This is a genomic window from Methanogenium sp. S4BF (genome assembly GCF_029633965.1).
GTDB lineage: Archaea > Halobacteriota > Methanomicrobia > Methanomicrobiales > Methanomicrobiaceae > Methanogenium.
This window is the reverse complement of sequence record NZ_CP091277.1, coordinates 1,875,820-1,898,846: the sequence shown is the minus strand read 5'-3', so window position 1 is coordinate 1,898,846 and position 23,027 is coordinate 1,875,820. Positions and strand designations below refer to the sequence as shown.

General features: G+C 55.1%; 23 protein-coding genes. 8 read left to right on the top strand and 15 right to left on the bottom strand.

Annotated features, from left to right (window positions below; translation table 11 throughout):
- Nucleotides 1–173: 173 nt before the first annotated feature.
- On the bottom strand, nt 174–3,365 hold the full coding sequence (locus L1S32_RS09200; protein WP_278154773.1) for a hypothetical protein: 3,192 nt from the start codon (nt 3,363–3,365) through the stop codon (nt 174–176).
- A 324-nt stretch (nt 3,366–3,689) separates the two neighbouring features.
- Here L1S32_RS09200 and L1S32_RS09195 point away from each other — a divergent pair, with 324 nt between their 5' ends.
- Nucleotides 3,690–4,961: a metallophosphoesterase family protein gene (locus L1S32_RS09195; protein WP_278154771.1), complete on the top strand. Its 1,272-nt coding sequence runs from the start codon at nt 3,690–3,692 to the stop codon at nt 4,959–4,961.
- 242 nt (nt 4,962–5,203) lie between these two features.
- Here the strand turns inward: L1S32_RS09195 and L1S32_RS09190 are convergent, their stop codons facing one another.
- The 3 genes from L1S32_RS09190 to L1S32_RS09180 form a co-directional block, all read right to left on the bottom strand.
- Nucleotides 5,204–5,938, bottom strand: coding sequence for a flavodoxin family protein (locus L1S32_RS09190; RefSeq protein ID WP_278154769.1), 735 nt, complete (start codon nt 5,936–5,938; stop codon nt 5,204–5,206).
- Between the two features lie 16 nt (nt 5,939–5,954).
- A complete protein-coding gene (locus L1S32_RS09185) occupies nt 5,955–6,617 on the bottom strand; it encodes a flavodoxin family protein (RefSeq protein ID WP_278154766.1) in 663 nt (220 codons plus the stop codon).
- Between the two features lie 358 nt (nt 6,618–6,975).
- Nucleotides 6,976–7,233, bottom strand: a complete 258-nt coding sequence (locus L1S32_RS09180) for a MarR family winged helix-turn-helix transcriptional regulator (RefSeq protein ID WP_278154764.1) — start codon at nt 7,231–7,233, stop codon at nt 6,976–6,978.
- Nucleotides 7,234–7,514: 281 nt separating this feature from the next.
- On the opposite strand from L1S32_RS09180, the gene L1S32_RS09175 reads away from it, so the two are divergent.
- Entirely contained in the window at nt 7,515–7,754 is a 240-nt protein-coding gene (locus L1S32_RS09175) for a hypothetical protein (protein ID WP_278154762.1), read from the top strand.
- A gap of 226 nt (nt 7,755–7,980) precedes the next feature.
- Here L1S32_RS09175 and L1S32_RS09170 read toward each other — a convergent pair whose 3' ends face one another.
- The 5 genes from L1S32_RS09170 to L1S32_RS09150 all read right to left on the bottom strand — a co-directional run bounded on the left by L1S32_RS09170 (nt 7,981) and on the right by L1S32_RS09150 (nt 10,614).
- A complete protein-coding gene (locus L1S32_RS09170) occupies nt 7,981–8,844 on the bottom strand; it encodes a DUF1670 domain-containing protein (protein ID WP_278154761.1) in 864 nt (287 codons plus the stop codon).
- A 175-nt stretch (nt 8,845–9,019) separates the two neighbouring features.
- Entirely contained in the window at nt 9,020–9,685 is a 666-nt protein-coding gene (locus L1S32_RS09165; protein ID WP_278154759.1) for a peroxiredoxin, read from the bottom strand.
- 178 nt (nt 9,686–9,863) lie between these two features.
- A complete protein-coding gene (locus L1S32_RS09160; RefSeq protein ID WP_278154756.1) occupies nt 9,864–10,208 on the bottom strand; it encodes a carboxymuconolactone decarboxylase family protein in 345 nt (114 codons plus the stop codon).
- Between the two features lie 6 nt (nt 10,209–10,214).
- Nucleotides 10,215–10,340, bottom strand: a complete 126-nt coding sequence (locus tag L1S32_RS09155; protein WP_278154754.1) for a desulfoferrodoxin FeS4 iron-binding domain-containing protein — start codon at nt 10,338–10,340, stop codon at nt 10,215–10,217.
- Nucleotides 10,341–10,395: 55 nt separating this feature from the next.
- A complete protein-coding gene (locus L1S32_RS09150; RefSeq protein ID WP_278154752.1) occupies nt 10,396–10,614 on the bottom strand; it encodes a hypothetical protein in 219 nt (72 codons plus the stop codon).
- Nucleotides 10,615–10,745: 131 nt separating this feature from the next.
- On the opposite strand from L1S32_RS09150, the gene L1S32_RS09145 reads away from it, so the two are divergent.
- Nucleotides 10,746–11,351 carry a flavodoxin family protein gene (locus tag L1S32_RS09145; RefSeq protein ID WP_278154750.1) on the top strand — a complete coding sequence of 202 codons (606 nt, stop codon included), beginning with the start codon at nt 10,746–10,748 and terminating at the stop codon, nt 11,349–11,351.
- 195 nt (nt 11,352–11,546) lie between these two features.
- Here L1S32_RS09145 and radC read toward each other — a convergent pair whose 3' ends face one another.
- Nucleotides 11,547–12,212: a DNA repair protein RadC gene (gene radC, locus L1S32_RS09140; RefSeq protein ID WP_278154748.1), complete on the bottom strand. Its 666-nt coding sequence runs from the start codon at nt 12,210–12,212 to the stop codon at nt 11,547–11,549.
- 162 nt (nt 12,213–12,374) lie between these two features.
- Between radC and L1S32_RS09135 the strand changes: the two genes are divergently transcribed.
- From L1S32_RS09135 to L1S32_RS09125, 3 genes are all read left to right on the top strand, one after another.
- Nucleotides 12,375–12,875, top strand: a complete 501-nt coding sequence (locus tag L1S32_RS09135) for a rubrerythrin family protein (protein ID WP_278154747.1) — start codon at nt 12,375–12,377, stop codon at nt 12,873–12,875.
- Between the two features lie 61 nt (nt 12,876–12,936).
- Nucleotides 12,937–14,097, top strand: coding sequence for an FAD-dependent oxidoreductase (locus tag L1S32_RS09130; RefSeq protein ID WP_278154745.1), 1,161 nt, complete (start codon nt 12,937–12,939; stop codon nt 14,095–14,097).
- Between the two features lie 87 nt (nt 14,098–14,184).
- Nucleotides 14,185–14,802 carry a HEAT repeat domain-containing protein gene (locus L1S32_RS09125; RefSeq protein ID WP_278154743.1) on the top strand — a complete coding sequence of 206 codons (618 nt, stop codon included), beginning with the start codon at nt 14,185–14,187 and terminating at the stop codon, nt 14,800–14,802.
- A 78-nt stretch (nt 14,803–14,880) separates the two neighbouring features.
- Here the strand turns inward: L1S32_RS09125 and tfrB are convergent, their stop codons facing one another.
- Both tfrB and tfrA read right to left on the bottom strand, forming a co-directional pair.
- Complete coding sequence (tfrB, locus tag L1S32_RS09120; RefSeq protein WP_278154740.1) at nt 14,881–16,377, bottom strand: fumarate reductase (CoM/CoB) subunit TfrB; 1,497 nt, start codon at nt 16,375–16,377, stop codon at nt 14,881–14,883.
- The gene (tfrA, locus tag L1S32_RS09115; protein WP_278154738.1) at nt 16,374–18,005 is read right to left on the bottom strand and encodes a fumarate reductase (CoM/CoB) subunit TfrA; all 1,632 of its coding nucleotides are present in this window, start codon (nt 18,003–18,005) and stop codon (nt 16,374–16,376) included. Before tfrA ends, tfrB begins: the two co-directional genes overlap by 4 nt.
- 71 nt (nt 18,006–18,076) lie before the next feature.
- On the opposite strand from tfrA, the gene L1S32_RS09110 reads away from it, so the two are divergent.
- Nucleotides 18,077–19,459: an aspartate kinase gene (locus L1S32_RS09110; RefSeq protein WP_278157077.1), complete on the top strand. Its 1,383-nt coding sequence runs from the start codon at nt 18,077–18,079 to the stop codon at nt 19,457–19,459.
- Between the two features lie 13 nt (nt 19,460–19,472).
- Complete coding sequence (gene purM, locus L1S32_RS09105) at nt 19,473–20,468, top strand: phosphoribosylformylglycinamidine cyclo-ligase (RefSeq protein WP_278154736.1); 996 nt, start codon at nt 19,473–19,475, stop codon at nt 20,466–20,468.
- Between the two features lie 1,035 nt (nt 20,469–21,503).
- Here the strand turns inward: purM and L1S32_RS09100 are convergent.
- The 3 genes from L1S32_RS09100 to L1S32_RS09090 are packed head-to-tail and all read right to left on the bottom strand — an operon-like array spanning nt 21,504 to nt 22,972.
- Nucleotides 21,504–22,037 carry a ZPR1 zinc finger domain-containing protein gene (locus L1S32_RS09100; RefSeq protein WP_278154734.1) on the bottom strand — a complete coding sequence of 178 codons (534 nt, stop codon included), beginning with the start codon at nt 22,035–22,037 and terminating at the stop codon, nt 21,504–21,506.
- Between the two features lie 2 nt (nt 22,038–22,039).
- Nucleotides 22,040–22,420: a cell division protein SepF gene (gene sepF, locus L1S32_RS09095; RefSeq protein WP_278154732.1), complete on the bottom strand. Its 381-nt coding sequence runs from the start codon at nt 22,418–22,420 to the stop codon at nt 22,040–22,042.
- A 54-nt stretch (nt 22,421–22,474) separates the two neighbouring features.
- Complete coding sequence (locus L1S32_RS09090) at nt 22,475–22,972, bottom strand: RNA-binding protein (RefSeq protein ID WP_278154729.1); 498 nt, start codon at nt 22,970–22,972, stop codon at nt 22,475–22,477.
- Nucleotides 22,973–23,027: the final 55 nt, after the last annotated feature.

Genomic DNA, 23,027 nt, shown 5'->3' with positions numbered 1-23,027 from the left:
GGATAAGATAATATTTAATGGTGATCTCACTGGGGAAGAAACGGCATCTCCTGTGGTCAGCCCGGGAAGGCGCACGGCGGAGATGCGTTTACCAACGGGGTTTGGAGCGTATTGACGTAAAATTTGCCAATATATTCAAGAAAACAGTTTAAATGTATTTATAAAAATGGGGATTATCCCAGCCGGATATAGAACTCCTGCGCATCACCGATGACTAGCGGGAGGGTTGCCGTATCATATCCTGCATCCTCTGTGATGACTTTGATGCGTGCTGAATAGATGCCGGGTGCGAGGTCAGCTGTATATGCAATCCCCGTGCTGCTGTTTGTCTCCGGTGAACATGTCCTGGCATTGACCGTCTGCCAGACACTTCCCACATCACCCGTATCTTTCAGGGCAACCTCTTCTGAAAACGGGAATGCGCCGTCATAGGCGATATTCCAGGCGAGCTGTGCGGTCTGTGCGTCCTGTGCCATGAGATTAAATGCTGTGATCCGGATGGTGGCATTCAGAAGCGCATCGGGCGTAAGGCCGGGAATGACGGTTATCATTGTCTCGGGAAGGATTTCCATAATATTTCCTCCCTCCTGGTTTTCGAACTCAACATATGACCCGTCTGCAAAGAGGCTGAAGTTAAGCGTGCTGTCGATGGTTTCATTCACCTGCAGGCTGAAGTCCACGGTCCATGTCTGTTTAATCGTGACATTGCCGACGGTAAAGGAGAGGGACGCCGGCCGGCTTCCGTCATCTCCCCGCCACATGACAGACTGGTCCTCTGTGGAGGGGTATCCACTCAGGTGGGTGGCAGGGATATAGGGGTCAGCAGTCCAGTTGTAGAAGTCAACAGCGGTGGGGGGCAGGTACTCCAGCACCTCCTCTGCTGTGTAGGTGACATCCTCGGGCATACCGGCAAAGTTCAGGTTCACACGGGTGTTGACCCCTGCCTCCCGCAACAGGGTGTCCCGGATCAGGCGGAATGCCTCGGCGAGATCTTCCTCACTGTCCGCGAAGTAGTAGTCGCCGCCGGTATCCTCGGCAAGACGTTTCGGGACCGCTTCGTCTGACTGGGAACCGCCTGACGGGTAGTAGATTGCATAAATTTTCACATCGTTGGCGAGTGCATAGTTCACCATGTTCTGCTGGTCTGAGGGGAGATCACTAAAGTAATAATAATCCGACCCGCCCTTTGCCAGAGTGTTTGAATCAGGGAGAACGATCATCACATTCTCCGGGTTATCTGCAAAGGGGTCACCATAATACCGGTAATTATTCTGCATCAGCACCACCACGGCCTGGATGGCACTCCCCTGTTTATTGTCTGCAAGGTATTCGATGGATTTCTTTAGCCCATAGCGGAGGGGGGCGCTCGCCTGCCCGGTGTCATCCGCTTTGAAAGGTACGGTGTAGCGGAGGGCTGACTCAAGTTCGCTCCAGTCTGAGATGTTTCCGGCGGCAAAGGCCACATCAGTGGTGGCATAGTCTGCATAGGCGGTAATGCCGTTTCCCGGGTAATGGGATGCCAGTACATAGCCTTTATTCTTCTCCAGATTGTCAATGGACGCAGTGTCATCGCCCACCAGTTTCACCCAGTTAAACGTGGGGAGGTTGTCACTGATGTAGTGGAGGTCCACGGCCCCGGTGGGGAAAACGGTGGCGTCTGTCGTTGGATCACTGTAGCTGATGAGTGCAGCGCGGTCATAGCCGGGTGTGAGGCCCATCTCCTCGCTGCCCCCATCGACCAGGTACATTGCAGCGCGGCGTGCCCGTTCCATCCGGTCTTCTGCACCTTCATCGGCGAGCATGTCCTCACCACGGTCGAGGCAGAGAGCTACGTCAATCGGGTCATGGGTAAGCAGTTCATTGCCGTCGCCTATCAGCCGGATGGTCACGTTCAGCTGGTCGCCGGGTGCGATGTCGACATCCGAGACTTCTGTCTCGACCCGCAGGTAGGGGTAATTGCGCCAGGTGATCTCAGGTGAGGTCTTGGTCTGGTTGTTCCACATTGCAGTGACGGTGGCACCTCCGCGAGAGAACGGATCATACCCGTCCGCTCCCCGGACAGGGAAGGCCCCTGCCCGGAAAAAGAAGGTGGCAAATCCATCGTCCCCGGTAATGGCTGCCACGGCACTGCCGCTAAAGCCCCCTTCACTGGTTGCAGAGATTTCCGGTTCCTGTGTCATGGTGTTTGTGGCATTTATGCTTCCCGGGGTGATCCATGCCTGAATGGTCTCTCCGGAGACGCCGGTGCCGAGATCGTTGTACACACGGGCCTGGACTGCGATCAATGCGTTCTGGTCCACATCGTATGACGGAATGTTATTCGGATTTAAGGTGACTGAGAACCGGGTGCCGCTGCCCCCTATAAAGGAGAGGGTGGATGCCACAGTGGCTGTGCCCGCACTGGCGGAAACGGTGACATTGCCTATGCCGGTCTCCGGGCCGTAGATCATTTTTGCCACTCCCTGTGCACCGGTGACAATCTCTCCCGATTCCCCAAGGGTAGTGGATATACTCACCGGGTAATTGGCGATTGAGTTGCCGTACTGATCCTTGATGACATAGCTGATCTGGAAATAACTGATGCCGTCTGCGGGGCAGGTGTTTGTTACCGGATAGTGTGGTACGGTGACGATATACTGGGTGATCTGAGCGGGTATACGCTCCCCGATTACATCAACGGTGATGAGGCGCTGCAGGCTACTGCCTGGCGAGGGGTCCACCGAGATGATCACCGGCCCTGCGGTATTCGGTGCAAGGAATGATACGGTGCAGTCGCCGTCATCATCGAATGGCATGGTGATCGTCTGGACGGTCTCCATTCCATCTGTGAAACCCGCACCTTCATTTGAGACTGAGAAGGTGACGGTGGCATTTGTATCTGCGGTTATGGTATTGCCGTACTGATCCCTCATCCGTACGGTGACAGGGCCTGCAGAGGCCGCCTGGACAGCATCAGGTACAATACTCTCATACGTATATGGGTCAGACGGAATCACATCCTGCATAAATATGATGCTGAGGGGTTCAGTGGTATTACCGGTGAATGTGACATTCGCCTGGATATATGCCGTGCCGGCATGGTCAGAGGTGAACTGTGTTTCATAGGGAGCAACGGTATCGGTGGGTACACTGAGTGCACCGGAGGGATCTGCGGTGCTGTTCAGGTATGAAAATGAAACAGCAGCTATTTCGGGGAATGATGAATCCGGTTCGAGAAAAATGTGTGCCCCGGTCCCTCCTGCCCTGATCTGATCCTGGTCAGAGATGATCGTTATCTGGTCGGGCGTGACCCCCGCTGCAGAGGTGATACACAGGAGAGAGCATATGAGGAGGATAATCATCCCCCACGTCCGGGGAAGATGCATAATGCATACTATCTCCAAATCCTGTATATAGTAATATTGAATGATGAAATTATATCGATTTGGTAATAAATCTTGATGTCTGTTTTTGCGCTCAAAAAACTAATTTTATTATTAAAAGAGTGTGTCTGTTTGTGCAGAAATTGAGAATAATATATATATTATTATCCGGGTTCTGATGTATTCATGGTAGGTCTTTTCCGGTTGGAGCGCAGAATATCTTCCAATCAGTCCCGTACCGAATATGGTGAAAAAGACAGAAAGTATATGCAAAATTGAGGTTTTTTAAAAAATGGCGAGTGATGCAGGATGAAACAGGTGACACGTATGGCATGTATGCTCCTTCTCGTGCTCTCCTGTACCGGGTTTGGGGCGGCGGATACCATTGCCACAGGAATGACGGATGATAGCGGAAGTGGAGGAGGGTCCTCTCTTTTCAGCCATGGTCCGTATCTGACCGGCACGACAGTGAACGAAACGACGGTGAACTGGCTGTCCTCCCTCGCCGTAGGAGGGACGGTTTCCTGTGCAGGTGATGCCTATTACCGGGAAACGGGGCGGTATGAACAGGAGGTGACAGATGACGCGGATACCTCTCTCCACCATGTCCACCTCACCGGTCTTCAGCCGGATACCACCTATCATTATATGGTCACCATCGGCAGAGAAACGTCCGGCGACCTGACCTTCCGGACCTTCCCGGAGAACGGCCCGTTCACCTTCATTGTCTACGGAGATACACAGGAACAGATCCCCTACTTTACCCAGGCAGAACGTCATGCGCTGGTTGCAGAACGGATCGCCGCAGCAGAGCCGGATGCCCTCTTTGTAATGCACATGGGTGACACGGTCTGTGTTGTGGAAGATGGTGAGGAATGGAACCGCTTCTTTGCGGCAGGAAACTCTCTCTTTGCCAATACCACCGTAATGCCAGTGATGGGCAATCATGAGAATAATGCTTCCGTCTGGTATGACACCTTCGGCATGCCGGAGTGGTACTCCTTTGACTGCGGGGATGCGCACTTCGTAGTGCTGGATTCAAACGACTGGACTGCCCCGCATTTTGATGAGGAGGCGGCATGGCTCAGGGCAGATCTTGCGGCGAACCAGGAGTGCCGGGAGAACAGCCCGGCGGCCCGGACGTTTGTTGCATTCCACCACCCGCCGTACAGCTCCGATACCCGGCATCCCGGCGGATGGACGGATCTCCGTGATCTCTGGGGCCCGATTTTGGAGGAATACGGGGTCGATATGGTCTTTAACGGGCATGTCCATGCCTACCAGCGGTATGCGGTGAACGGCGTCCAGTATGTGGTTGCACCACCCGGCGGCGGACTGCTCTACAATCTCACCGACGAGAAGACGGAAGGATATGCGGCAAGTGCCGCCCAGGAACTTGGGTATGTGCGGGTGACGGTGGATAAAGACGGCGTTTCTTCCGTCTTTGTCCCGGTGGCAGCGGTTTCGATGGATAGCCGTGCCGTTACTAAAGTGTTCCCGGTGGGGGCGGAGTTTGATCCGGTGCGTATCGGGCATGATGATGGGGTTGCCGGAGTGATTGGGATGATGTCTGAGGGTCTTTTTTCTCTTTTAAACTGACCTTTCGTATCGATTTATTGGTCGATAAATCCGTACTCTCTGATTATTTGACAGTATCCGGAGATATCGGATATATCCCCCCACATCCGTCCCAAGGAGGGTCCTGTGGATAGCTCCTGTGAATAATGGTGGTCCGTCCGCAATGATGTGGATCTCTTGCCTGATGATGCAGGTGAGAATCCTGTGCGAACAGACTTCCATGAAAAGAGTCTTTTCCGTGCGATTTTGAAAAAAGAATTGGGTTATTTATTCAGCTCTTCCGTTTCTGCCCTTGTTTCTGTCTGCACCTTCTCAAGCTGTTTTACTGCTTCCTTGCCTGCCATATAGGCAAAGGTGAGAGCAGTCGGGTGTCCCTGAATGCCGCCCCAGCGGTCCATGCCGGGTGCAGTGATATTATGGTCAGGGGTGTAGCCGCAGCCGAATCCGTTGAAGAATGCGGTGATGACGGGGTAGGCGTAGTCAAAGATATCCGGCCGCTCCATCCCTGCTGTTGCCAGGAAGTAGCCGGGGTGGGTGGTAAAATGCTCTTTGCCATAATGCACCAGATTGAGCTTGAACTTCTGCGCCCAGATGGTGTGCGCCCGGTCGATGAACGCCTTCATCTCCGATGTGATGGACATGGAGTAGATGGGGGAGGCAAGGGCGACGATGTCTGCCTCCGGTACTTTCTTCGTAAGAATCGGGATGAGATCATCATCCATGATGCAGACACCGGTTTTATGGCAGGCATTGCACCCCCGGCAGGAGTGGTAGTCCAGCGTGGAGAGAACGATTTTCTCGATATCTCCTCCCGCGTCTGCAGCCCCCTCCAGAAAGCGGTCCAGCAGCTGTTCGGTGTTTCCCCGCCGGTGGGGGCTGCCGGAGATGCCCAGCACCCGTACCGGGCGGTTGGCTTTATGGGCCATGCTGAGCCCTTCCCTCATTTCCCTCTCCTCTCTGCTCTCCCCGGTAGCAGTGGTGTCATCTCTTTTTTTCATATCTCTCTCTTTCCTCTCAGGCCTGACTTCCCGGGCTCTTTTCCTGTTCTCCTTTGCTTTCCTCTTCACCAAGCCGCTTTTTGATCTCTTCGACCATCCGCGTTCCGAGGGCTGCTGCGTCCGCCGTCGCTGTCGGGTGAGCAGCAACCGCCCCCTTCTCGTCCACACTTTTCACCATAAGGTACGAGATGTCGCGGTTTTTGATATCCATGACATGGAAGAAGCACTTCACTGACGGGATGAGGGCGTCAAAAACATAGTCCCAGTCCTGCCCGGCCGTTGAAAGAAACGCCGCGAGGCGTTTTCCCTGCCGTTCTGCCGGAATGACCGGGAGATGGAGCACATATTTCCGGGAGCGAAGCACCTGCATCCGGTCGACAAGCGCCTTTGCCTGTGCACACAGTCCCATGCAATAGACCGGAGAGGCCATCACCACGATGTCTGCGGCGATTATCCTGTCCAGCACCCAGTGAAGATCGTCATCCTCCATGATGCAGTGGTTCAGCTTCTCGCAGGCATTGCACCCCCTGCAGGGACGGATCTCTATCTCATCGAGCGCATACTTCTCCACCGTGACACCGTCTTCTGCCGCCATCGCGTCGAGGAGGGCATCAAGGAGCGTCTCAGAATTGCCGTGCCGCCGCGGACTTGTCGCAAAGGCGAGGACATTCACACCCATTACGCCACTGTTCGCAGGAATCTTACTTTAGGGTTTGCAACGGAGGGTTGGGATTCCCTGTCTCGTGGTATTTCCCGGTTTTCTTTGTGCCATTTACAGGCTCCATCGTCCGTCAGGGAATATCAGTGATTCTCTGTTCTGAAGTGCGGAAAAAAGATGTGGGAAAGAAAAGGATATTGGGAAAACCACTCTGTATTGTCCGGTGGGATGCAGGTGATATTACCCGCGGGGTATCCGACCGTTCTCGTTCTGTAAAGTAATTGAGCAAAGATATGGTGCCGTCACCCTGAACTGCCGGTAAAAAACGGGGTTGCAGCCTCCCGCTCCCGTATGCAGGGTTTTTCTGTCGGCCTGGTACCTATGGCCGCATGTAATAGACCTGGCGTGCGTCGGTGAAGTTGAACTTCCGGACGACAAACCCTTCCTCAATGAGCCTGCGCAGTGCATTTCTGACTGTCCGCGGTGCCCATTCGACCTGGCCGGATATCTCTGAGAATGTCCGGGGTTCGTGATTTTCGAGGATATCCAGTACGGCACGTGCTGAACCCGGAAGCTTCTCTTCGGGGATCTGGGGCTTGATGCTGTCCTGGCTGGGCGTTACAGTATACGTTGTCATTGGTGTCCTCCTTGACTGGTGTATGATGGTTGTGGTGCTCATGTTTTAGCACCGTTTTTCCGGTTGCTGTTCTTTTGATGGTGGTTGTCGTTCTCCGACCTAATCTACGGTTGGATTTTGGAGATAGTGATGTCCTTCTACGGTATGGTTTATCTGGGTCACTGTGTGGTACCTCCTGAATCTCTGCGCACTGTCGTGTTCAACCAACGGATCTTCGCGGGTGGATTATCACAACCTGTCTTGCGACATATGTGTTCTCCACTGGCATCTGTCCGGACCCAATGGGTCCGTGTCGCATCGCCCGGAATTTCTTCCCCGTACCGGACCACTATCTCGCCTGTTCTGATGAGGCAGCGGGCATTCCCGGATCCCTGCCCCATCGTCCCGGGGTCATCGGTGGGGGTCTTATGATTCTGAAGGTAGGCAGCCATACTCCCTGCATTGTCCGTCACCGGTTCAGAGACGAAGCCACTGCGGATGGTATTGTCTGTCATTCCACACCGGGGGGTCTGTCGATCTGATGCGACATTTGTCACCCCTATCTCTACGCCAATACATATTAAACCTTTCGCATACGTGAAACTATTACAAAGTTGTGATAAATCCAATTCTGGCTTAAAATTGATTTTTTGAGAAAAATTGCCTGATTTCAATGATTGTTGATATTTTAAGGCTTTCCTGACCGCAATGCTCTAATCAAAGGTATTATATGCTCCCTTCAGGTGCGTGTGTCCGACTGCCGATGGACTACCGGGGGGCAAACGGGACCGGGCGCTGGATGATGCCCGGTGTGTATCGGGCAAAAAAATCATTCAGCCTCGGACTCTTCCGGTTCTTGTGGCATTCATAGAGAATAAGGAATTCTCCGACCACCTTTTCGGGAATGCCGGTGACGTCAATGATTTCATTTGCCCGGTACCCCCGTGCATACAGCACCACGGTATCGGTGAACTGCCGGTGATATCTGCGGACGATGTCGACAGAAACGCCGCATTCATCAGCGGTACTGTCCACATCCTCACCGCAAAGGAAGCGATCGACACAGACCGAGCGTATGGACGGAATATGCCCGTATTCATGAATGGCACCCCGTGTCGGCAGCCGGATGCCTGCGCCTCTCAGTTCCTTGATGTCACGCTGGATGGTGCGTGAGGAGGTGGTGAGCAGGAGTGCCAGGTCATGCTGGGTCAAAAGGCCGCCCTGGTCATAGGCCTCACGGGCGAGTCGGATCAGTTTATACTGCCGCATCCCCTGCAAACCCCCCTTCTCAAATGCCGCTGCGTCCTCCGGTACCGATATCGTGAGAAATACGGGCCGGAGCGGCATCTCCCCGAATGCCCTCCCCGGGGGTTCCCGCATATCTACCGTATGATAGATTATTTGCATGTCCCCGCGGTGCCATCCGTAGAATTCCCCTGCGAATTCGTTCATCAGATTGACAAGGGAACGGCTGGTCGCATGTTTTAAGCCGTATTCCTCTTCAAGAATGGCAAGGAGCTGGTACTCTTTGGTTTTGGTCCAGGCGCTTCTGAGAGACGGAACCTCGGTACGCTGCATAGGCATGAGACGTTTCCTGATGGTAGATGGATCCTTCTGGATGATAAACCTCACGACAAATGTCAGATCAGTTTATATGGAAAATCGTTGTGAATTGGCATGATACAGACGTTTCTCCGGGAGAATGCAAATATTTATATATCATTGTTGGTTGCAGCGCATGTATTCTCCGCCGCCCGCAGCGTGAGATGCCGGCCGTCTTCCTGCGCTCAAAAAAAGGGGGGAGATCTCAGATCTCTTTAAAGCAGAGATACCAGTCCTTGCACTCGTATCCCTCCTGAAGGCGTGCTTCTGCAGCTGCCTGGGTTGCCGGCGCCGGCACAACCACCTTGTCGCCCGGCTGCCAGTTTGCGGGAGTGGCGACACCCTTCTCGTCGGTTGTCTGGAGCGCCTTCACCAGCCGGACAATCTCCGGAATATACCGTCCGTTTGTGAGCGGGTAGTAGATCATGGCACGCAGAATGCCCTCCGGATCAATAAAGAAGACACACCGGACCGTTGCCGTGCTGCTCGCCCCTTGCTGAACCATGCCATACAGGTGGGCCACATTCATGTCGAGGTCGGCTATGACCGGGAAGGGAATGTCTACTCCCATCCTTTCCTTAATGTTACGTATCCACCCGAGGTGGGCATGCACCGAGTCAATGGAGAGGCCGATGAGGTACGCATTCAGCGCCCGAAGCTCCTCATACACTCCTGCAAATGCCATAAACTCGGTGGTGCAGACCGGGGTGAAGTCTGCCGGGTGACTGAAGAGCACCACCCATTTTCCCCGATAATCCTCCAGTTTCATCGGCCCCTGTGTCGTCACGGCGGAGAAATCCGGTGCAGGTTCACCCAGCACCGGTCCTCCCTGACAGCAGAGGCATTCGTCAAACAACTCGTCGTCACACATTTGTATTCCTCTTCATCATGAGGCGATTGCCGTTTTAGGCGGCAGGGCGTCTCATTTGTATCATTCTCACCGTCGGACGGGCTGAAGCAAAGGAGTGACTGTTCTGCACCCGGCTGCTCCGCTCGGCTGTTCAGATCATTGAATAAGGGGGGATACCGCCGGGAAAGCGCCTGGCGGATTATTTTTTCATCAGGTCGTCGATTGCAGTGCGCCCATAGGTATAGGCCGGCATGCCTGCAAGCAGGAATGTCACCCGGAGTGCCTCTTCCACCTCGTCATAATCGACACCAAGGCTGGATGCCCCTGCTGCCTGTGCCCGGACCGCATGCCGGTCACGGAGGGCTGCTGCCACACAGATTGCGATTATCTTCTTTGTCTGTCGGGACAGTTTTCCGTCTTTCCAGATCAGTTTATCCATTGACGCGACCCAGTCCTTCAGTTCCGGGTCTTCTTCCGCCCACTTCTTCACGATAAGAGGGACCTTGCCGATCTCCTCTTCCAGTTCTTTGAGCTGTGCATCCATCGGTTTTTACTCCTGCAGGGCCATCGGCTCACCGCAGCAGACGAGTTCTCCCCCGCCTACTTCTTTTACTTCAACGACATTTCCGCAGATCTCACATTCAAAGACCTGTCCTTCATCTGACACATTTACCATTTATCTTCACTCCGTTGTCGGGGAGGTGGTTCCTCCCCTTTTCAGGTTCATTCCTTCAGCGTTTCGGGGGATGTCTGGCATCTTCAGGGGTCTTGATATCTTCCCGGATGTGAGTCATCGGGAAACAGTCATAATACTCACAGGCACATGTAGGACATTTCCTGAGATCCTTGTCGGACTCATCAATGGCAAATTCAAGGCCGCAGTCAATACACTTGTATGTCCCTGGTCCGACTTTTTCACCGGCTTTCACTCGTTTTGGGCTTTCACTCATGAATACTTACCTCTATGCCTACATCATACTACGGTGTAATAAACTTTTCCCGGCCGATAGTTCTGAATAAATACTGCGTCACGTTTTCTCATCAGGAATCATTATTATGATGAGCACCATACCCTCCATCAATGGCACCACAGATTATTGCCCTACTGGGAAGTCCGCGACCAAAGGGAAATACGGCAAAACTGATGAATGAAGCGGTGCGGGGGATCCGTGATGCGGGCTGTGAGGTGGAGATCGTTGCTGTGCCGCGACTCAAATTCAGCCCCTGTAAAGAGATACTCTACTGTCAGGAGCATGCCACCTGTGGAATAAATGATGATGTGACCCCCTTTTTTGAGAAATTCCGTAATATTGACGGTCTCATCGTGGCCACGCCGGTGATGACGATGGGCATTCCGGGTGCCCTGAAATCGTTTATGGACCGGTTTCAGGTCTTTTTTATGGCGAAGTACTTCAGGAAAGAGCCGCTCGTCACCCCCGAAAAGAAGAAACACCGTAAAACGCTTCTTCTGAGCATCGGAGGGCAGAATATTGAACATGATTTCGACGGTGTCATCCTCTCCATGAAGGCTTTCTGCGACATCATCGACTGCCCGTACTGGGATGAGGTGCTGCAGAATAACATGGATGAAGTAATCGACATTACGACACAGCCGGCAGTAATGAAGGCCGCCTACGAGAAAGGATATCAGATGGGTGAGCTTATCGCCCGTGATATGGCAGTGTAACCCGAACTGGCAGGAAGGCCGTCATCCCCTGCATTTTTCCCGGTCGCATCCGTGATGACACCCTCAGGATTTTCACGCCCGAAAGGAAATTATGGCTTTTTTCCCATGAGATAGGGGGTATGTTCTGTTCGGCAGAACCCGGGTTCGGTGTAACCACTCTTTCATGGATCCTCTCTTCGTGAGAGTCCCCGGCTTCTAGAAAAGGCCGCGCTCCTTTAGACTGGTGTGCCCCGTCTTTGCGACGATCACATGGTCAAGCACCCGGATGCCGAGAATCTCTCCTGCCTCAGCGAGGGTGCGGGTGATGGTGATATCTGCGTCTGAGGGTTCGGTGCTGCCGGAGGGATGGTTATGGACAAAGATCACAGAGGCGGCACGGTCTGTGAGTGCGGGGGCAAACACCTCGCGGGGGTGCACCGGAGAATGGGTGAGTGTGCCTTTTGTGATTGTATGACGCCGGATAACCTCCCCCGCCCCGTTGAGGGTGAAAGCGACAAAGTGCTCCTGTTGTTTGTGAAGCAGGTCGGCAGACATCATCAGGATATCCTCCGGCCGCGAGATCGTGGTGCCGGGCTTTTTGATGTAGCGGCGGGCGAGTTCAAAGGCTGCCACCATCTGGGACGCCCTGCTCCCTCCGATTCCCTTTATGGCCTTCAGATCATCGTAGGTCATCTCGGTCCCCTTCTCATCCAGAAGGGCGGTGATGTCGGTTGCGATTGTGTTTACATCACGGCCGGAAATGCCTCTCCCGATGATTGCCGCAACGAGTTCACGGTTATCAAGGACTGCCGGTCCGGCGGCGGCGATCCGCTCCCGGGGCCGGTCAACCATTTCAGTATCGCGCATCCGTTTCACTGCCATATTGTTCCCTTTACCACCAAAATTGGTTACTATAGTGAGAGAATGGCAAACAGGGCATAAAACGGTGACGGTATGCAGCAGCCTCCCCTGCGGTCGGGGAAGTTTTTAATAGGGAGTATGTCCGTTCTATTCCTATCCAAAAGGAAGAGGTCAGAGATTACGATGACAACAGAAGAGAATGCGTGGGCAGCGTTTGCCGGAGAATCGCAGGCGAATCGCAAATACGCTAATTATTCAGTGAAGGCAAAGGATGAGGGATACCCGGTCGTGGCGAAACTCTTTGCAGCAGCATCCAGAGCAGAGGAGATCCATGCACGGCGTCTTCTCGGGGCCCTGAAGGCAATCGGGTCAACCGAGGAGAATCTCAGCGGTGCCGTTGAAGGGGAGACGCACGAGTTCACCGAGATGTACCCTTCTTTTATTGAGGAGGCAACGGCCGAAAATGCCAGTGAGGCACGGACGGTATTCACCCATGCAATGAAGGCAGAGGAGGTCCACGCGGGACTCTATGCCAAAGCGCTGGATGCTGTGAAGGCCGGTGGCGATCTTGAGGAGACTCCTGTTCATCTCTGTCCGTTCTGCGGCAACGTAGTGCTTGGCGAAGTGCCGGAGCGCTGCCCCATCTGTGGTATTCCGGGCACAAAGTTTGAACTGATTGAATAACCCTCCCTTTTTCCCTGCCGGGCCGGTAAGCCTTATCTGCCTCTGTGGTCTAGATGAGATCATGCCGAATGTCACGATATATTCTACGGAAGGGTGCCAGTACTGCCGCCTGACGAAGGGATATCTCTCCCGTCTGGGGGTGCCGTTCACTGAAGTCGATGTCGGGAGGGATCGCAGCGCCGCAGAAGAGATGGTGAAGCTGTCCGGCCAGTACGGGGTGCCGGTCACCGTGGTGGATGGGGAGGTTATCGTCGGGTTTGATGTGGCCCGTTTCCGCGAACTCTTTGAAACCGGGGAGGCCCCGGACGTCTACGATGTGCTCATCATCGGGGGCGGGCCTGCCGGTCTCACGGCTGCGATGTATGCCTCACGAAAGATGCTCTCGGTGCTGGTGCTCACGGAGAATATCGGGGGTCAGGCCCTTGAATCGTGGGCCATCGAGAATTATATGGGGTTCCGTCTGGTGACCGGCGGGGAGCTGATGCAGAAATTTGAGGAGAAGGTGCGTGAGGAGGCGGGCATCACTCTTGAGCTTGACTCGGTCACCGCCCTCCACGAAGAAACAGATCGCGGATTTGCGGCAGAGACTGCCTCCGGGCGAACATTCTCCGCCCGGGCTGTCATCATCACCTCCGGTATGCGTCCGCAGTGGCTGGGCCTTCCTGAGGAGAAGCGGTTCATTGGCCGCGGGGAGAGTATCTGCTCCACCTGCGACGGACCGCTCTTTGCCGGGAAGACGGTCGCGGTTGTCGGCGGTGGCAATTATGCCCTTACGACCGCAATTGAGATGAGTGGTATTGCAAAAGAGGTGCACCTCATCGTACGTTCAAAACTGCGGGCAGACGAAATATACCAGAAGGAGTATGCAACCGTTAAAAATATCTTCACTCATAAACCGGCGGTGGTGACTGCCATCCATGGGGAGACACTGGTGCAGGGTATTACCATCACCGACCAGGAGACGGGCAGTGAGACCCGTCTTGCGGTGGACGGCCTCTTCCTTGCAATTGGTCATCAGCCGAACAATGGCTTCCTGGACGGTTTTGTGGACCTGAACGAGCATGGTGAAATAAAAATTGATGTGAACTGCACCACTTCGCGGCCCGGTGTCTTTGCGGCAGGTGATATCACAGAGGTACACAGTAAGCAGGTGATCATTGCCTCAGGCGAGGGTGCCAAAGCAGCGCTTGAAGCATACCAGTATCTCTCGCGGAGCCGCTGAAGGGAGCTGTTTTTCGCTTTCCCTTTTTTCACCCTTCTCCCTTCCTGTGCGTGGGATTTTTCTCTGTTTACGGCCAACCGGGTATGTATGCGACCATCTCCGGCATGGAAGGCCGGTGTCCTGATTCTTCTGCTCCTCGCCGTCTGCATCTGCGGATGCGCAGAGAATGCAGCAGGGGATGCAGGCACCGGCGGGGTGATTCAAGAGCAGATACAGGCACTTTCTTCTGACGATCCGGAGGCGGAACTTGCCGCCATCAACGCCCTAATCGGGGCCGGTGAACCCGCCGTCCAGCCAATCATTGACTCCTTTGCCGCGGGTGACAACAAGACCCGTATATACGGTGCATTTATTCTCCGGGAGATTGGGGAACCGGCGGTTTCACCGCTGGTGGCCGCTCTGGATTCTGAGAACCCTGACACCCGGATGATCTGTGCGACGACCCTTGTGGGTATCGGTGCGCCTGCGGTGCCGTACCTGCTTGACGCCCTCGAACGCGGTGATTCAGACACACAGAAGGTAAAAGAGGTCATCATCCGGATTGGTGAACCGGCTGTACCCGCGCTGCAGGCGGCCGCCCTGAGTACAAATCCGGACTATGCCCGTGAAGCAGACGCCCTCATTAAGTCAATCTATTTCAGTGCTCAATACAAGGCCGGAGCATTGAATGGCGTGCAGAACGGGACTGCTGCGGCAGCAGACTAAAACGGCAGAGAACACAATCAAAAAAAGAGGGGATGGGGGGCATTCCCCTTCTTCGTATCAGATATGTTTTTTATTTTGCTATTCGGCGTCCCTGCAGGGGAGGTCTTTCCACCCGGAATCCTCACCTGACGCCTCATCCTTTGCTTCATATCCCTCAAAAAGGAGGGTCGTGATGTTGATGACGGGGACGTCGGAGTGCTCACCAATATGAAACTCACAGAACGGGCATGAGGTGACAACAACGGCTGCACCGGTCTCTGCAATGGCATCCCGGCGGTCACGGCCGAGGTCTGCTGCTTCATCGGGAAGCCCGGAGCGGACACCACCCCCCGCCCCGCAGCAGCGTGCGGGCATCTCACGGAAATCGTCTGTCAGTTTACGGAGCAGGGCCCGCGGCTCTTCGGTAACGCCCTGACCCCGGCGGAGATGGCAGGGGTCGTGGTAGGTCATGGGAACAGAGGATGAGGCCGGCGGTTCGACGCCGTATTCGTCCAGCAGTTCATTGATATCCATCACCCGGAAGGGCGTGTCGTAATCGTTCTTCAGGGTTGAGCCGCACCCGGCACACATCGTGAGGACGGTTTCGATGCCCCGGTCGACGAAGCACCCGATATTAATCCGTTTGAGTTCGCGGATATATTCCGTCTGGCCGGTCCGTATCAGCGGTGAGCCGCAGCATACCTGTTCGGGAGGGATGATGACACGGATGCCGTTTCTGCGCAGCACTGCAAGCATCTTCAGGGCGGTGTCCGGCAGACGTCCGTTGTACATGCAGCCGACAAAGAAGCCCACTTCGCCTTTCACTTCATCCAGCGGTTCGATCACTTCCGGTACCTGCTCCAGCACGGTGGGCATGATGCGGTCCACGCTTCGTCCGGTGGCGCGGACCATCTCTGCGACCGTCTGGTGCTTCGGCAGGGTGAGGCCCTCGCGATGGGCGATCTCCCGCAGCTTCTCGATGGCCTTCCCCGGAATCGCAATATGTTTCGGGCAGACTTCAAGGCAGCGCTGGCAGGTGGTGCACGTAAAGAGGCCCTCGTCGACAGAGAGGGCCGCACGGTCCCGGTCGTCCCGCGGGTCAAGGGCGATGCGCATCTCCTGACGCATCGCTGTCGGCCCCGCAAAGGTGGTGACGGCAACCGCGGGGCACTCGGAGACGCAGGCGAGGCATTCGATACAGTCCCGGATGGGCCGGATTGCCTCGTTTGCCTCCATCGTCAGGTAACCGGTGAAGATGCCCGGTGTGATCCCGGCAAGGTCCTGCAGGTAGCTTTTCATCTCCACGGCGAGGTCCCGCTCCACCGGGAGGTTCAGGGGGGCGACTGCCATGCCGTCATAGGCCTCGTGCATGCACGCGAGCACCGGCTCGCCGTTTACCCGGACCGCACAGCTGCCGCACTGGCCGGACATGCAGCAGTAGCGGTAGGAAAGTGTCGGGTCACACTGCTCGCGGACTGCGTGGAGGGCATGCAGCACCCGTGCCCCCTCGTTTATATCCACAGTATAGGTCTCGGTATGCGGTGCCGGGTCCGTCTCCGGGTCAAAGCGTTCGATGGTAAAGGTGATCGTGTTCATGTTTTCCTCCGGGCATCTTCAATGGCTGTCCCGAACAGCGACTGCACCGTATGGCCGAAGGGTGAATTCTCCGGGGTCCAGTCCTGGGTGATGTCTGTTCTCACGTGGGCACCGCGTGACTCCTCCCTGAGGAGTGCACCATGTATGATGAGGCGTGCAACTGTGAGCATATTGGTGACTGTGCAGCATTCATTGAGCATCCGGCGGTTTGCTGCCCTGGGCACCAGATTCTGGAGGCGGCTGACGGTGGCCTCGGCCGCCAGCAGGCCCGCTTTCGTCCGGAAGATACCGGCATGGTCCCACATCGCCCGCTTCAGGTCACGGGTGATCTCATGGGGGGGTGTGGTGCCGCGGCAGTAGGCGTCACAGCGTGCGGCCTCGGTTGCGAGAACCGCATCGATATCCACCGAAAGGGTGATTGCCGGTGCCTTTCCTGCGGCTTCTCCGGCACGTTTGCCGAATACCTGAGTGTCTGCAAGGGCGTTGCCGCCGAGGCGGTTGGCTCCGTGGACGCCGCCTGTCACCTCGCCGCAGGCATAGAGGCCGGGAAGAGTGGTGGCAGCATCCGGTGTTATCTTCAGTCCGCCCATGAGATGGTGGGCGGTGGGGGCGACCTCCATCGGCTGAACCCGGATGTCCACACCGAACTGGAGGAACTGCTCGAGCATGATGGGCAGCCGGCGTTCTATTTCTGCTGCCGGCAGATGGGTCACATCAAGGTAGACGCCACCGTGTTCGCTCCCCCGGCCTTCGAGGATCTCGGTTGCGATGGACCGTGAAACCACATCACGGGTGGAGAGCTCCATTCTCTCCGGGTCATAACGTTCCATAAACCGTTCCCCGAGGCTGTTTTTGAGCACTCCCCCTTCCCCGCGGACGGCCTCGGTGATGAGGCGGCCGCGTGAATCCGGCGGATAGACAGCGCCCGTCGGGTGGAACTGCACCATCTCCATGTCAATGAGGGCGGCCCCTGCCCGGTATCCAAGGGCAAAGCCGTCTCCGGTCCCTGCGGCACAGTTGGTGGAGATGTCATAGCACCGGGTGCCGCCGCCGGTGGCAAGCACGGTCGCGTCAGCGGTGATGATGCCGAGGCGTCCGTTTCCGTCCAGCGTGATCGCCCCTGCCACCCGCCGTCCGTCCATGAGGAGATCGATGGCACTCGTCTCCTGCACCTGCCGGATGCCCGCGTTTCGTATCTGTTCGGTGAGGGTGGCGATCATCTCATGGCCCGATCGGTCGCCTGCATAGCAGGTGCGGCTGAACCGCTGGCCGCCGAAGGGGCGCTGGGCCGGCACGCAGTCGGTCTCCACGTCAAAGACCGAGCCCCATGCGGCGAGGTCCCGGAAGCGGTCCGGCGACTCGGTCACCAGCACCTCTGCCAGCGCAGGGTCGTTGAGGTATGCTCCCCCGCGCACAGTATCTTCAAAGTGGAGGCCTGTTGAATCCTCCTCAGCGAGGACTGCATTATACCCGCCCTCCGCCATGATAGTGCAACCGCCTTTTCCCGTCAGCGTTCGCGAAAGAAGCACTGTCTCGCCGTACCGGCTTGCTTCAAGTGCCGCCCTGCAGCCGGCACCGCCGCTGCCGATGACAAGCACATGGCAGTCTGTCACATGATCTCCAGGCATGATATTAACCATTATGCAGTATACTTACATAAAGAAATAGATGGGATAGTGGAGCCAGAATGAGGCTTTTAATGAAATTTGGCGGCACCTCGGTCGGTGATCAGGACTGTATCGGCCGGGTTGTCGAAATCCTGAAGCATTACTATACGGCAGGCAATGAACTCTGTGTTGTGGTTTCAGCGATGTCAGGTGTGACGGATCAGCTCCATGCAATTGCAGCAGAGGTTGAAGGTGCCCGTGACGAACCGCCCATTGATGTGTTTATTGTATCAATGCGGGCCCGCCACGGAAAGGTCCTGCAGGCAGTGGCACCGGGTGAGTACGACATCGTTATGAGGATCATCAACGAGCGGCTGGAAAACCTGAGGAATATTCTTACTGCGGTCGATAATCTGCGGGAACTGACTCCGCGGTCACGGGACTATATCATATCGTTTGGTGAGCGTCTCTCTGCCCTGATAGTCTCTGCGGCGCTGCGGGAAGCGGGCATCCCCTCCCGGGCACTGAATGGCTGTGAGGCAGGTATCCGTACAAACGACAGGCATGGGTGCGCAGAGGTGCTGCCGGAGAGCAGCAGTCATATCAGGTCCCGTGTCGTTCCGCTTCTCGGGGAGTCGGTGCCGGTCATTATGGGTTACATGGGCTGCACCGCTGACGGGATCGTAACGACTCTTGGACGCAGCGGCTCAGACTACTCGGCCGCTATCGTGGGCGCTGCCATCGATGCGGATGAGATATGGATCTGGACCGATGTGGATGGCGTGATGACCGCTGACCCCCGTATCATCGAGGACGCACGGGTGCTCTCCGATGTCTCGTACCGCGAGGCAATGGAGCTTTCGTTCTTCGGCGCAAAGGTGTTGCACCCGCGTTCTATTGAACCGGCGATGCAGAAGGGGATTTTGGTCCGGGTGAAAAACACCTTCAACCCGGGGGCACCGGGTTCCTGCGTCGTGGACAAGAGTGCACCTGACCACCGGGTGGTCAAGGCGATTACCTACATCGACAAGGTCTCGCTGATCAACATCACCGGTGCCCAGATGATCGGACGTCCGGGGGTTGCCCGCGCCATCTTCTCCGCACTGGGTGAGTACGAGGTGAACATCATGATGATCTCACAGGGGTCGTCCGAGGCGAACATCTCCCTTATCGTGGATGATGAACATCTGGCCGCCGCCCTTGCCGCCCTCAATGAGGTGCTCAAGAAAGGGTATATCCAGGAAGTGGGGCACGACCGCAATGTGGTGGCAGTTGCCGTCGTCGGTGTCGGCATGGCCGGTTCTCCCGGTATAGCGGGCCAGATATTCACCGCCCTCGGTCGGGAGGGCATCAACCTCATGATGATCTCACAGGGGTCATCTGAGGTAAATATCTCGTTTGTGGTGAAACAGGCAGACGGACAGCGGGCCGTCCGTGTGCTGCATGAAGAATTCGGGCTTGCAGAAGAGAGCTGAAAAGATGAGAGGAATGGGCAGGAAACATACATACAGTGAAGCGGGCGTGGATATCGGACTGGAGGCATCCGCGGTGAAGGCACTGGTCTCTGAACTGACCTTCCGGCGGACAGGTGACTGTGCACCGGCGGGCGGCAGCGGACATTTTGCCGGCCTGATTGAGTTTGGCGACTATTATCTTGCCATGGCAGTGGATGGTGTCGGCACCAAGATGCTCGTTGCGGATGTGATGGAGGACTGGAGCACCATCGGCATCGACTGCATCGCGATGAATGTAAACGACCTCTATGTCATGAACATTGATCCGGTCGCCTTTGTCGATTATGTGGCCACTGACAAACTCTCCCTGAGCAAGATGGAGCAGGTGGGCATGGGCTTAAACGAAGGTGCCCGGCAGGCGAACATGACGGTCATTGGCGGCGAGACGGCGACCCTGAAGGGCATGGTGACCGGGCTTGATGTAGCAGGCACCTGTCTGGGCATCCAGAAAAAAGATGCAATCGTCACCGGAGAGGAGATAACCCCAGGCGATGTCATCGTGGGCGTCCCATCCTCGGGTATCCATTCAAACGGGCTCACACTGGCCCGTGAGCTGGTTGAGTCGTATGCACGCTATGATCAGACGATGCCATGGGGGACCACACTGGGGGAAGAGCTTCTGACCCCGACACGCATTTATGCGGGGGTTCTGGATGTTACTGCTGCCTGTAAGGTGCATGGTATGTGCCATATCACGGGAGGCGGCCTCCTCAACCTGAAACGGCTGGGTGACTGGGGGTATGAGATCACCGATCCTCTCATCCCGCAGCCGATCTTTCCCTGGATGCAGTCGATGGGCGATGTAGACGAGGCTGAGATGTACCGGACCTTCAATATGGGTATGGGATATGTCTTTATTGTCCCCGAGGAGTCTGTCGCTGTGGTGCAGAGGGTCTTTTCCGATGCCCGGCCGGTAGGCAGAATCACTGAAACCCCCGGTGTCTTCCTTCGTGGCGAACGGATTGAATAATAACCCTTCTGATTCCCTCTTTTTGTGATTAGGATATCTTCCAGGGTCTTTTTGGCCCCGTCCCGGAGATACTCATGTCCGGATGAAGGAAAAAATGTTCAGCAATATTCCCGGGTATTTTTCTGCAGGCCTCCTGGTATGTGTACCTCGGTTGTGGAGGTCTGCAGGAAAATGAGCCTAAAATTGTGTTTCAGGCGTCTCTAATCAGATCAAGGTGTGATCTCCTTTGTAAATGAGGTGGGATTGCCGCCTGCAGCTCCGTCATTCCAGGCGGCATCAGGGTATTTTGGTATTCAGTTATCGGGATTGGGTGCTTTCCGAATCCAAGTGGTATCATCCAGTCACATGCAGGGCATGTAATATTGGTATTGCTATAATCGGGAATTTTTTCAGACGACCTGGTAAGGCGGGTGCTCCCCACTCAGGGCTGCGATTAATTCCGTATGTTGCATTTGAGCCTCGGATTGACTCGTTATCGTTCGTGAGGGCCATTTCTGCTCCGGCTCCTTCATGGGTAAAGAACCGGACCGGCATGGCGCCTGATTATCAACACTTGTTGATTCCATTCCAGGACCTCTGTTCTTTTCCAACCACCCCCTGTGTGTTAGATGGTGCATACTGCCATATGGGGTGATATATATCTTTCTGGCAGGTGCTTTCTAAATCCAAAAATAGTCGTTGTTATGGCTTTAAATCATTATCTGTCGATTGAATGCCGGTATTTGTTGTATGTTTGTTCTGGTATCCAGACGATCAGGGAGACGTCCGGTTTGATACTGATGGTCCGGTGTTTTACGGCACTGGTACTAATTGAATGGAGTATATGAGGTATATATGGAGAAATCGGGTGTTTTCCCTTATTCCGGTATATTATTCCATTTACTGTGGTAATCGGGTGATAGACCTGATTTTTGAATCGGCTGTCGAGGTGCCGCCCGGCCTGCGGGTTGCACTTTCCTGCCCCACCCGCAGAAAGCAGGGGATGCAGGGACGAAGCTATGTTTCGGACCGGATATCACAAAAAAGGTATGAAGATTATTCCAGGCGGTCTTCGTACGGGATGAATGCACTCTTCTCTGCATCCGGGTGGATGATTGCACTGTTCCCATCCTCGTCCTGAATGATCAGGACAAAGGGCACGGTGCCTGAGCGCATCTCCTCTATCTTTGCTTTGAGTTCCCGGGCACGCTCCAGTTCCTCCCCTTCAGACCAGGTAATCACGCGATCGATGACATCTCCGATACGGACAAGGACTCCTTCTACATTGGTGATGAACCCTTCACAGATGGGCCCAGGCTCCACGAGAATGCCCAGTTCCGGTATTTCTATGGTCCCGGTCGTTGATCGGACTACACGCCCCTCCATGTCCTCTGGTGAAGAGACTGTGAGGGTATAGCGGGCAGGCTCGTTCTCCCCCAGTATCATTACATCGACAGAGCGGAACCCGCAAGAACCACAGATGACGGTTGTTATGAGAGCATCGGAAAAATAAGGGATTTCTACGGTTTTATACAGGTATTCGATCTCTTCTGAACACTGAAGGCACGGGGCACGAATGACCCTGTCCACCCTCAGACCCCTCCGCCGATCTTATCGCGGGAAATTTTCACAGACATCGGAGTCAGGATCACATATTTCTGGTCGCCAAGACCGACAATATCTCCGTTTATGTCATGTGCAACGGCCCGGAGGTCTTTGAGGACCCGTTCATAGGTGATCTTGTCCATCTTCAGTCTGGAAACATCGACAATGACGATGTTTCCGTTATAGATCTCGTCTTTAACCCGGGGTGTGTCCTTGAGGTCATTTATTGCGGCGATCTTGACATACATAGAGGCCGGTGACGCATCCCCTGAAACGGATTCAAACGATGCAAGGTCCAGTTCCATATAATCTGACTCTGCCGCAGATGAGGAACCCTTGCCAAGGATGGAATCCAGAAATTTAGCCATGAAAATCGTTTTAGAGTGAATTTTATTTAATGGTATCTTTTTTCCGGACCCGCGCTAGATCTCGATGTTCCAGAGTTCATCCCCTACGTAATGGAAGTTTCTGACCATCTTGCCGGTATCTGCCGCTTCTATCTCTGCTGCATCGAGTTCTGCGATGCCCACTGCAAGCGGTTTTCCATAGGTCTCCTCGATGATGAGGACCGGATGGCCGGCCCGAATGTCACCACTCACGCGGACAATGCCAGGGCGCATCACATCTGCACCCTTTACCATGAACCGGACAGCTCCGGCATCAACAACCACGTTCCGCGCCGAAAACGGGTGGGCGATAGCACCCCTGAGGGTAGGAAAGACCATCTCCTGGTATTCCATCAGGTAGGGCTTCTTTCCGATGAGATACAGGGAGATGTCTCCGGTGGTGTCTACCACCTCTACGGTCGATGACCGGAAGAGATCGGTCTCAGCACCGATCTCCTCTTCGAGCCCGCGGAAGAGACGGGAGAGATCGGATTTTCGTATTGTATGTCTTTTTCGTGAGCTAATCTTCGCCATTTTTACAATTCACCGTAATTTTACGTATTTTTTAGGTTTGTGTTCCGCCCATAAG